Here is a 10,953-nt window from a genome sequence, read left to right as displayed (position 1 = left end):
ATTTTTAATAAAAAACGGAGCGGCAAGCCTCTGCACTTTTCGCTGCAATTCTCTGCACTTTCTGCTTGCAAAAAACATTCGGTACAGCTACCTTGTTTAGGTAAGGACGAATTTTGCTGTATATGATATGTTCTGGCGTAAAAAGATATTTCCCGCTTGTCAAATTATCCTCAGCCACAGTTCTGTAACCCAGTAATTTTCCCGTATTCTTCTCTATGCTATCAATTCCAATGTGTGGATACTCTGCGTAATTTTGAAAATCGTTAATCATCTTTGTATCAATACTTGCAAAGTAGTTGAACTCTTTTATAGGCCAATCCCTTGGGTTAGTTGATATGTCACCGAACATATGCAAGAAGGTTGTCTGTACCAATTCATCAAGCTTTGCTATTAATTGTCTCCTTTGGTCAATTAAGCATTTTGCCTTGTCCAGTACAGCAGCTATTCTACGCTGTTCACCAGCAGGCGGAAGAACAATCTCTATTTCCCCCATCTCACTTGCAGAGATTTCTTTAAATGTTGTACCGCTAGCTTTTAATTCAATTTCCTGCTTAATGCTCTTTAAATACCAATATAGATACTTCGGGTCATGGAACTCTGAAGGCAGTATATTTTTGAATCCTTGGTTCGTTGCTAACTCTTGCTCTGCAATGGCCACATGTCCAATGGGTGCTCGTGACGAAAAAAGAACCGTTCCTGTAGGTAGAAGCTTAGCAGAACTGCTTCTCAGCCCCAATTCTGTTATGTTTCTTTTACCTTTGGCTATTGTAGACTTATCGTAACCAGTTAAATCTGCTGGCGTTATCCAACCTATTTCTCCACCATCATAATACTCCTTCACCGAGGTACGAGGGGTACCACCGCTCATTACCTTTGTGAAATCTTTTATCTTACGAACAGTCCAATCAGGTCTCATCCAATCAGCCCCTCCAATTCAGACAAGCCTTGCATAATCGCTTCCTCTAACTCCTGAATTTCCGTAAGAATTGCTCTTGGGTCTTTATACTGCACTTCCTCATATTTAACTTCCTTATAACGGTTGATACTCAGGTCATACCCATTCCCCTCAATATCCTTTACCGACACAAAGAAAGACTGCTCTGTACGCTTACGGTCAACTTCCTTGTCCAACGCATGGAAGCGAGCAACAATATCAGGAATGTCATTGGCCTCAATTGGATTCCTCTTATCATCCAATGAATAACCATCTGCCTTCATATCATAAAACCAAACATTGTCCGTTCCGCCAACACCTGTCTTGGTAAAGATAAGAATAGCTGTAGAAACCCCTGCATACGGCTTAAATACACCGCTCGGCATGGAAATAACTGCTTCTAACTTATGCTTATCCACAATTTCTTTACGAATTGCTTTGTGAGCTGTAGAGCTTCCAAACAGCACCCCATCCGGCACAATCACCGCACACCGGCCCCCAGCCTTCAGCATCCGCAAGAATAGCGCCAAGAACAACAGTTCTGTTTTCTTCGTTTTCGTAACCTTCAGCAAGTCCGGTGCTACCGCTTCATAATCCAATGACCCCTTGAATGGTGGATTTGCCAAAACAAGTGTGTACTTCTCTTTATCGCTGTTCTGTTCTGAAAGAGAATCCCGATACTCAATGTTTGGATTCTCAATACCATGCTGCATCATGTTCATTGCCCCGATACGCAGCATCGTCCGGTCCATATCAAAGCCATAAAACATATCGTTATTGAAGTGTTCCTTCAATCCTTGCACAAGGAACAAGTCAGAGTGGTTTCTGCGTAAATACTCCCCCACTGAAACAAGAAATCCTGCCGTCCCCGCCGCCGGGTCTACCACAATATCCTCTGGTGTTGGCTTCATTAACTCAACCATCATATCAATAATGTGGCGAGGTGTACGGAACTGCCCATTCGTTCCTGCCGTAGCAACCTTAGACAACAGATACTCATACAGGTCTCCCTTCGTATCTCGGCTGTCCATCGGAACATTCCCGATACCTTCTACAATCTTCACGAGCATGTTCGGCGTTGGAATCAAGAACATGGCATCGCCCATGTACTTGGCATATGCTGAATCATTATCTCCATGTAGGTTCTTGATGAATGGAAATACCTCTCTGGATACAATCTCAAACATCTGCTCCGGTCCTAGGTTCTTGAACTTACTCCATCTCAAGTGCTGCTTATCCTTTGGAAACAGCCCCTCATGCTCAAATCCAAGAAACATGGCTTCATTTTCTTTAGTCGTTTCAATGTCATCTAAAGACTTAATGAAAAGTAAATATGTGAACTGTTCAATGACAGTTAATGGATTGGTAATACCCCCAGTCCAAAATGCTTCCCATATTTTATCAACTCTGTTTTTCAATTCACCTGTAATCAATGGATGGCCCCCTATTTTTTTGATCTATTCCATTATATCAAAACCGATAGAGTTAGGGCATACAACAACGAAGGCGTACAGAAGGTAAAAACTTGTTTGTTCAAGCTCACAAAATACTTATTATTTCCGAATAATTCAGGAGATTATGGTTTATTTGCAAGGAAGCGCATTATGTTAGTCATTGATACACGCTCTCTGCTTATTTATCTGTGCTGTGTAAATATAGACACCATTAAGACGCTTAAAACATTCTACAAGATAGCCTGATATTACAAGGATTTATCAACGCTAACTAAACTTGAATAATTTAACAAAGCACCTTCTCCTTAACTTCATCCCCCGGTATTCGTATAAACACATACAGGGGACGAACATGACTCCCTACATTACAAAGGCGACATTTTTCTATATGTGTATAAGAAAATGTCCCCTTTTACTTTGGAGGGTAAACTAACTATGAAGAATTTAAAAGATGCAATTCTATACTTTCATGTGGAAGGACAGCCATTCCGCATTCTTTCATATAATGATGACAAAAATGTTCAAAGAAGCTTTCCAGACTCCATTCAATTGTTAAGCATGACAGATCTCGATGCAGAACTAACACGGCTACTTACAATGACGGAGAATCAAAAACGTTCTCTATGCTTTTATCCCAATGGCTCCGCCAGAGTGAATGACATTACAGAGATACGCTGGCACTTTGTAGACATTGATGAGGGAGGCGGGAGTAAGGACGAGCAATGGGAAAGGGTTCTCTCCGCCCCACTTCGTCCCACATTAGTGTACAGGGGTAGAGCAGGGCACAAGGTGTTCTACAGAGTCACTGATGCTTATTGGGATTTAAACGCATTTCAACAATCTAAATCTCACTATAAGAATGTCAATCAGCAGCTAGTGGACTTTTTTCACGCTGACCAGGCTGTTAATACCCCACAGTATGCGCTTCGCCTGCCTTTCACTAACAACTATAAGCACTGGAAAGAGCAGGTATTTACAGAAGAGGTAATTCTGTTTGAGCCTGAAAATGTATACACCCAAGAAGAGATAGCTCAGGCTTTTCCTCAAACAGAAAAAATACACCGACCTAGCAACCCTGTTTTAGATTACAGCAACTTCCCAGAACACCAGCAAGTACTAACATCATTTTCTGAATACATGGACAGCGAAGGTCTGATGCAGATTGACCGTGGAGATAGAATTTCCGTACAATGCCCTGTACATGATGACTCCACTCCCTCCGCAGTTCTATTTAAGGATTCCCTGTTCTTTTACTGCTCAAGCAAAGAAAAATGTGAAGCAGGGGGCGGCAAACCCCTTCGTTGGCTTGTTGATTACAAGAAGTGGGATAAAATGGTTCCATTCTTTGATACACTAGAACAAGCGATTCACAAGCGGCGATATGAAGGCATCACACTAGAGAAAATGGGCAGTTCCGACTACATTCCCATGGAGACGTACTTGCATTCCGATTCTCCCCATACTGAAAAGATTTTACAAAACATCCATGATGTCATGAATGAAAGAAACATTACTGTTGATTCTAAAAGTAATGACATTTACCGAAGCATGATTAACTATGTTCATTCCAACCAACGGGAGATTATGATTTGTCCCCTTGAGCCGGGGGGCGGCAAGAGTACATTCATGGAAACACTGGTGCGTTACCATCTACAGAACGATGTAGCAAACGCTGGCTGTATTATAGTGGTTGAGCGTATAGAAACAGCAAAGGCACTAGCTCGCTCCCTTGGTAAGTATCGTACAAAAGTGGATTGGAACCCTGATGTTCCAAGTTATCGCTTCAATGAGGCTGCATATGTCATGGAAAGTGCCTTTACTTCCGAGCATTGCAAGCAAAATTTGACGGAGTACGAATTTGGTGTATGTCGTGGCTGCCCAGAGCTCAAACGCTGTCCGATTACGAGGAAATACCAAGACCAGCAAAACCACCCTATCGTCATCATCTCTCACGCACGGTTAACAATGGATGGCGGGGGTCTAAACAAATACAAGACATGGAGAAACATTGATGGAAAGACATATGAGAGAAATTTACTCATTGTTGATGAAAAGCCTACTCTCATTTCCACACATGGGCTGGGGCTAGGTGACTTAGACATCTTCCTGTTCAACGTGAATGCGATGGCCATGCACATAGACTCTACCAAAGTAGAGCTAATAAGGAAAACGATAGGACAATTAAGGGAAGACATTATGGATTGCCTGAGCATAGATAGAGTGCTGAAGCCTGCTGCCAATTATTCTTCATTTGATATTCAATCTGTTTGGTACAAGCATTATCGAGGGAAAAATGCAGGCATTTTGAATCAAATTGAGTACTTGCTACAGAACGGCGGGCTGGTAAGCAAGAATTCGTTCAGCGATCTTACCGTTCATTTCTCAAGAGACCATCATTATGCATTAGAAGACTTTACGACCCTTATCTTGGATGGCACCGCTGCACATGATATGGAGTATCGTTCCGCCCAGAATATCAAGGTACTGCAAACACCAAGGGTGCGTGACTACAACTTGCTTACGTTCCATGCTGCACCCCTGACAATGAGCAAATCTGTCTTACAGAGCAACCCTAAGCTTCTAGATGATATTGCAAACACCGCCCGTAATCTGGCCGATGAACAGAATGTTTTGGTTCTATGCTACAAGCAGTATAGACACTACCTGGAAGAACAGCTTGCAGATGAAATCAAGCGGGGGGCTGTGATGGTAAATCACTACGGTAATGTGAAAGGGTCAAACAAGTACGCTCATTGCACAGCCTTGATACTAGCAGGCATTCAAAACAAAGGAGATGCGTATTACATCTCTAGATTTGAAAAGATATATGGACAAGCTGCCGAAACCGGAACGCTCTCCTCTAAGCATCATGCTAGGAGGTTTAAGAATGTGGACCTTGAAGCCTTTAAGCTGAATGATCAGCTAGTTTATACGATTCAAGATATTTGTCGTGTAGCAATTCGCAACAGGAGCAATACATCGCCCGTACAGGTCTACATCCCTACCAAAGATCAGGTATTTCTTCAGCTGCTTCAAGACTATTTTATCAATTCTAAGTGCTGCGTTTGGCTTTCTGAGCAAGCCATGCCAAATTGGTACTCAAAATGTGAGGACCTCTTTTCATCACTCCCTGTAGGTCATAAATTGAAGAAAAGTGAGTTACGGAGTGAATTAGCACTAGAGGGGCCTGCAGGAAAGAAACAGTTTCAGCGAATTCAAAAGATGGAACTGTTCTCACAACTTCTAGCGCAGTATTCTATCACAGAGTTTAATGCTCGCACTTACAGCAAAGTAGCTGTGCAGCCTGTGCAAAAAGCAAAAGACATGGTCCTCGTTTAACGGCCATGTCTTCTTTGCTTAACAGCCAAATTATCTGCAGCATCTTCCCTCTTCAGCGATGAATCCCGCAAATAAGTTAGCCTATCTCTCTCAAGCGGCTATAAAAGATGATGCACGGTGCGGATTTGCCTCAAAAACGCACCAGACCATACCAAAATGAATAGGGAGCAGTTTGGGATGAATGCAAGAAATTGCAGGTCTCTTCTGAGTTATTGCATTCTCATTTTGGCTGATTTTTGACACATCTATTTATAAGATTGAATTACAGAAAGAAATATTAATCTTCCATCCATTCACGGTCTTTAGGATTATTCCTGTTTAAAAGCAATGCGCCGTTAGCTCCCACTGGAGATACAGAGATGTCCTTCACTAATTCAAATATATCAAAAGATGCGGCAGTCCTTTGGTTGAGGTAAGAATTGAGCTTAGCTTTTCTAATTGCTTCCTTCTTCCTCTCTTGTAGCCTTCGTTTCAGACCGTATCCCTTATGTAAGGAACGCTTGCTTGGTGCGGGGGGCGCAAGTAAAGATTTTGGTTTACGAATGTATCTCATTATATCATCCCCTTTGCTGTTACATTATAAGCATACATCATTCTTAGTTAGAAGATAATGGTCTTTGCAGTCAATTACAAGAAGAACGCTTTTGTACTATGGATCGCAAGAATTCTACCTAAGAAAAAGTGTAAGACCGTAGAGAAAATAAAAGACCGCCTGTGAAAGCAGTAGCAGGCGGAAAAGAACATATTTATGTTGTAAGAATGTTCATGTTCTGAATTTTAACATTGTTTAAAATTTCGGTGTAGAGATCTATATCTGATTGTAAAGCAGTGATAGTCACTATAAGAGAAAAGGGGACTTCCGGATTCGGATGCTTAGCTGGATTGTCACGCCACCATCCATAACTAGAAAAAACTGCGACCTTATTTCTTGATGCCAAGCTTGCTGCAGTCCCGATCCACCGATCTGATTGCACAGACCCCCTGCTCCTCTGCTGGATTCCAACCTCCCAACCATCAGGACTCCTAAAACCCTTCTCATCTTCATCTCTTTCTGCGGCATTTATTCTTTTAAAGAACTCTTCATCTGACTCCGCAGTTCCTTTTAAGTCCCATTTCAAACCTGCACCTTCATATTTTGAGAGCGTATTCTTGGGGTTTGGTTCAATAAAATAGGAAAGTGTAACCCTTAACTCTACCTTTTGCTCTCCTAATTTTAGCAGCACATCCTCAGGCCATGGCAACTCGTATATTAAGATATCCCGTTTCATTTTTCCCTTCTTCATCTTTCGCTTTCCTGGAACCATTTCATTATAGGAAACTCGTAATTTAGTTTCTGAAATTAGAGTTACAGATGACCTTGAACTTTTTAGCGCAAATTCTAAATTCGGCACACCATATCCGCATGTTCTGAACAAGTCTCTCTTGTTTTTAAACTGCGCACGCATTTGGTCAGTCCAAGAAGCGGAATGTATTAGAAGCCCTCTTACAGTTTCAGATTTGTACCTTGGATTCTCATTCCAAATCTGGGCCACAAGCCGTGTTGCGTGAGCAGTTGCAGCACTTGTGGCCCAAAATGTCGTAAATAACATATTTGTAAAGTTTCTATCCGTCGTCACTAAGCATAAGCCCTCAACCCCAGAAGATGAAAATGTACCGTCGTGAGCAATGTTTCCACCTTCACAAACAATATCTGGCTTTATTGCATCGCTCTTAGGTATATGTGACTTGGTATAGGGTGAAATTTGACCGCTCTTTGCTATAGAATCGAAACTCGGTCTAGGTTCTGTAATTGTGTCTAAAAATGTAACCGCACCTACCGTTATAGCATTACGAGCTTGTCCAGGATCATCTAGTTGAGATGAAAGATTGTTATAAGGGTAGCTATCCATATTTATATATTGGTCCTGAATATTTCCTGCAGATACAACAAATAATCGAGGGCTTTTCCCGTTATTAAATGCAAGTTGGTCAATTGCAGCTGACCAAGATGATGGTTTTCCGAGAGTCACTGATTCGGCTCCAATTGCCATGCAAAAAACTCGGTTTACACCACTCTCAGAATCTCTCTCAACTACCGTTACAGCGTCAGCAACAGTTTTCCCCCACAATTCCCTAGAGTCGTCATTATCAGCCAAGTTAATTCTTATCGACTCAATCCAAGCAGGTAGCTTGTACTCTTTCTTGTTCATTATAATACTTGTCAAGTCCTCATATAAGGCTATTCCAGCCATAGATGTGCCGTGACCTTCGTAATCACTAGTATCCCCACGAGGGTCAAGAGAAAACGTTCCCTTTTTTGTTGCTTTTTCCAAATAAGGGTGAGCATCTGAAATTCCAGTATCTATTATGGCTATTCTAGAAAAACTTTCTTCAGGAGGTAATATGGCTAATCCATCTTCTCTTCCTCCGAAGTCAACTCCTTTATTTATAAAATACCAATCAGCTATGGCTTTTGTCGGATTACATAGTTCAACGATTGCCGAAGTATGAAGAATTGCTTCTGCCAACGAAACACTATTTCCATATGCTAACATCACCTGTCTGTCAGGAAACACCAAAAAGTTCTCCTCATCGACCATTATTTCAAGGCTTTGACATATCTTAAGAAAGCTTTCTCTGTTAGTCATTGCTAAATGACGGTCATCCTTCCCTCCATCAATCCACACTTCCCACCAGTAGGAAGATGAATCGGCTTGGGGAATTTTTTCTGGGTCACCCGACCAAAGCTCTTTAATGAGTGCTAGGGATATCGCTTCAATACTGTTTACAACATCTTCATGAGAATGCCTGCCTTTTCCTGTTCTATTAGTCTCATATTCATGAAACTTATTTGCAAAGAAGTTCATTCCCTCGATTGATGTTTTAACAACTGCATACGGCTCATTATCTTTATTTATGCCGACTTTAACCACTTTTACTCTGTTTTTCTTACTTTCTAGCCCTTTAACTAGCAAATCTTGATTTTTTTGACCTTTGACTGTCAGTAAGACCTCTCCATCATTGGTGGTGTTTTTTCTTTTGGATAGTATTTCCACACCTTGTTTCTTTATATCTGCTAATTGCTTTTTCAGATTCTGTACATGTTGGCTCGAATCTCGTAGAGGTATCTTCTTATTTTGTGGTGTTGCAGAATCTTTATACTCTCTCGGGAGTGGCGATTTGATTTTTATATGTTCTAATCCTCGACTTTTACTCATACTTTACAATTCCTCACTCCCTGTACATTTTCAGCTTACTTGCAACGTTTTTTCTTTTTGTAACGGTTTCTGTAATAGCTTCATTATTAATACTGTAGGAACCTGACATGATAGCCATCTTAACAGCATCTTTGCACGCTACCTCAATATCAGCGAAGCTAAGCTGTTCAGCCAGAGAAGCAACCTTTTTATAATCAACGTCTACCTTCAGACTTGTGTACTCTTTAAATTTTTTCCTTAGAAATTTTTCAGCTAACGTGCTGTCAGGTAGACTAAACTCTAATACATCATCAAAACGTCGAAATAATGCATCGTCTAGAACATGTTCATAATTTGTCGCAGCCACTATAATACTAGGTGATTCGTCGTTTTCTATCAATTGAAGGAATGTGCTCAATATTCTCCTAACTTCACCAATGTCTCTTGAATCCCCTCTGTATGTCCCTATCGAATCAAACTCATCAAATAGGTATACACCCGGAAACTTAGACATAGATTTAAAAATTTCAGTTAGATGGACTAAGGTTTCACCCATATATTTGGATAGAAGCCCTTCCAGTTTCACAACAAAGAGGGGGAGTCCGATTTCTCCAGCCAGCATCTTGGCTGTCATAGTCTTGCCACTCCCTGGTGGACCTACAAGTAGGAATTTCCTCCTTGGTGTCAAACCGTAGGAGGCAAATGCTTTCCTATGGTATTGTTCCTCTAGAATTCGCTCCAAACTTGTATGGTTTTCTTCACTCAGCACCATTTGCTTGAACTTTTCTCTAGGGTAGCTTGCGTGAAGGAGATTTGCCATGTCTCCTGTAGGTTTTGCTATAGGTACTATTGTACTCTGAACTTCTCCTGCTGAGTTTCTCACCGGGGAACTATTCAGCTTTTCAAACAATTTCTTTATGTCATTTGCAATTTTTACGTGTCCAGATGAAGCTTCATTTGCAGCAATTTGAGCAACAATCCTACTGAAAGCTTTTTCATCACCATCCGCTTTAGCTTTAATCAACGACACAACAAGATCAGCCTTCATTTTCTCGCCTCCTTTCCTAATTCGCATTATCCAACCATTTGTGTAGTATATGCCTGACTAATACTTAGTGGTGTTACCCATATTATCCTCTTTTACGAACTAATTTTCTACACTTACTTTCTCCATTTGAATATACCATATATCTTATCCATAATTTAACTGTACCTTATTTAAGTTCACTGCTCAACATTAAGGACCTAGTTCAAACATACACAACTCAACTTGTACGAATACTTAAATTTATTAATCAGTACATCAATATGATTATTTATAAATAAAAAGAATTTACGATTTAATTAAACTTAACACAACTATAGTCTCCGTACAAAGGACCTTTGTATACACAGAAAGCAAAAAGGACCGACCAAAAGTCGATCCCATTTATTAACGAGAGGTTAAGCCTATAAAAATCAAGCAAATTTTTCATAGATGGGTGCACCGGCAATCTTAAATTATCTTTAGTTGTTTACCCACCTTTTTATTATATACTGATGCAATTACCTGATAATCGCTCTCTTGAATCCAATCTAATTTACCTTGCTTTACTTTTACAAAATGCATAGTGTAAATCTCAGTCTTTTGCCCGAAAAATTGCATTTCAAATAAATGTTTTGCAAACACTAGTACTTGGATAATTTCTTGTTGTTCTGGGTTAACAACTGCGAAGTCCTCAAAGTGTCCTTCTACAAATTCATGGCTACAAACGCTAGATACTTCCACTAAGCCTTCCCCTATAATTTTTAAACTTCTAACACACCAAGACATTTAACATGTCCTCTCTTTCACTTTTTATTAAATCCACAGGCACGTGCTCCTTGTAGTGCTTACCTGTCCCAAAAGCTTGTCATATCAACCTTCAGAGGACTTTTTGGTGGTGCCGTAGCTGGTGCCATGATTGGTGCCGAAATGGTGCCGCTCGATAAATCAGGTATTACCTATCATATTTACAAACTGAACAAACCTTGCTAAATCAACGCTTTTCAAATAATGCAGGTTATACCT

7 protein-coding genes are annotated in these 10,953 nt (G+C 40.6%); 1 reads left to right on the top strand and 6 read right to left on the bottom strand.

From position 1 onward, the window contains the following. Positions 1–4 precede the first annotated feature (4 nt). Positions 5–916 carry a restriction endonuclease subunit S gene (locus NK662_RS10680; RefSeq protein WP_254758906.1) on the bottom strand — a complete coding sequence of 304 codons (912 nt, stop codon included), beginning with the start codon at positions 914–916 and terminating at the stop codon, positions 5–7. Further along, positions 913–2,367 (bottom strand): type I restriction-modification system subunit M, encoded by a 1,455-nt coding sequence (locus tag NK662_RS10675; RefSeq protein WP_254758905.1) that lies wholly within the window; start codon positions 2,365–2,367, stop codon positions 913–915. The genes NK662_RS10680 and NK662_RS10675 overlap by 4 nt, the downstream gene beginning before the upstream one ends. 456 nt (positions 2,368–2,823) lie before the next feature. Here NK662_RS10675 and NK662_RS10670 point away from each other — a divergent pair, with 456 nt between their 5' ends. Continuing rightward, the gene (locus NK662_RS10670) at positions 2,824–5,727 is read left to right on the top strand and encodes a hypothetical protein (RefSeq protein ID WP_254758904.1); all 2,904 of its coding nucleotides are present in this window, start codon (positions 2,824–2,826) and stop codon (positions 5,725–5,727) included. 277 nt (positions 5,728–6,004) lie between these two features. On the opposite strand, the gene NK662_RS10665 is transcribed toward NK662_RS10670, so the two are convergent. The 4 genes from NK662_RS10665 to NK662_RS10650 form a co-directional block, all read right to left on the bottom strand. Then, entirely contained in the window at positions 6,005–6,280 is a 276-nt protein-coding gene (locus NK662_RS10665; protein WP_254758903.1) for a hypothetical protein, read from the bottom strand. A gap of 193 nt (positions 6,281–6,473) precedes the next feature. Next, positions 6,474–8,924, bottom strand: coding sequence for a S8 family peptidase (locus NK662_RS10660; protein WP_254758902.1), 2,451 nt, complete (start codon positions 8,922–8,924; stop codon positions 6,474–6,476). Positions 8,925–8,937: 13 nt separating this feature from the next. Next, the gene (locus NK662_RS10655; RefSeq protein ID WP_254758901.1) at positions 8,938–9,951 is read right to left on the bottom strand and encodes an AAA family ATPase; all 1,014 of its coding nucleotides are present in this window, start codon (positions 9,949–9,951) and stop codon (positions 8,938–8,940) included. Positions 9,952–10,398: 447 nt separating this feature from the next. Then, positions 10,399–10,716: a hypothetical protein gene (locus NK662_RS10650; protein ID WP_254758900.1), complete on the bottom strand. Its 318-nt coding sequence runs from the start codon at positions 10,714–10,716 to the stop codon at positions 10,399–10,401. Positions 10,717–10,953 lie beyond the last annotated feature (237 nt).

It is taken from the genome of Ectobacillus ponti, assembly GCF_024294785.1.
Lineage (GTDB): Bacteria > Bacillota > Bacilli > Bacillales > Bacillaceae_G > Ectobacillus > Ectobacillus ponti.
The sequence above is the reverse complement of the archived record's forward strand: the minus strand, read 5'-3'. Positions and strand labels throughout refer to the sequence as shown.

Excerpts from the sequence above, each read along its gene's own strand:
- NK662_RS10655 (WP_254758901.1), bottom strand. The coding sequence starts at position 9,951 with ATGAAGGCTGATCTTGTTGTGTCGTTGATTAAAGCTAAAGCGGATGGT.
- NK662_RS10665 (WP_254758903.1), bottom strand. The coding sequence starts at position 6,280 with ATGAGATACATTCGTAAACCAAAATCTTTACTTGCGCCCCCCGCACCA.
- NK662_RS10650 (WP_254758900.1), bottom strand. The coding sequence starts at position 10,716 with ATGTCTTGGTGTGTTAGAAGTTTAAAAATTATAGGGGAAGGCTTAGTG.
- NK662_RS10660 (WP_254758902.1), bottom strand. The coding sequence starts at position 8,924 with ATGAGTAAAAGTCGAGGATTAGAACATATAAAAATCAAATCGCCACTC.
- NK662_RS10680 (WP_254758906.1), bottom strand. The coding sequence starts at position 916 with ATGAGACCTGATTGGACTGTTCGTAAGATAAAAGATTTCACAAAGGTA.
- NK662_RS10670 (WP_254758904.1), top strand. The coding sequence starts at position 2,824 with ATGAAGAATTTAAAAGATGCAATTCTATACTTTCATGTGGAAGGACAG.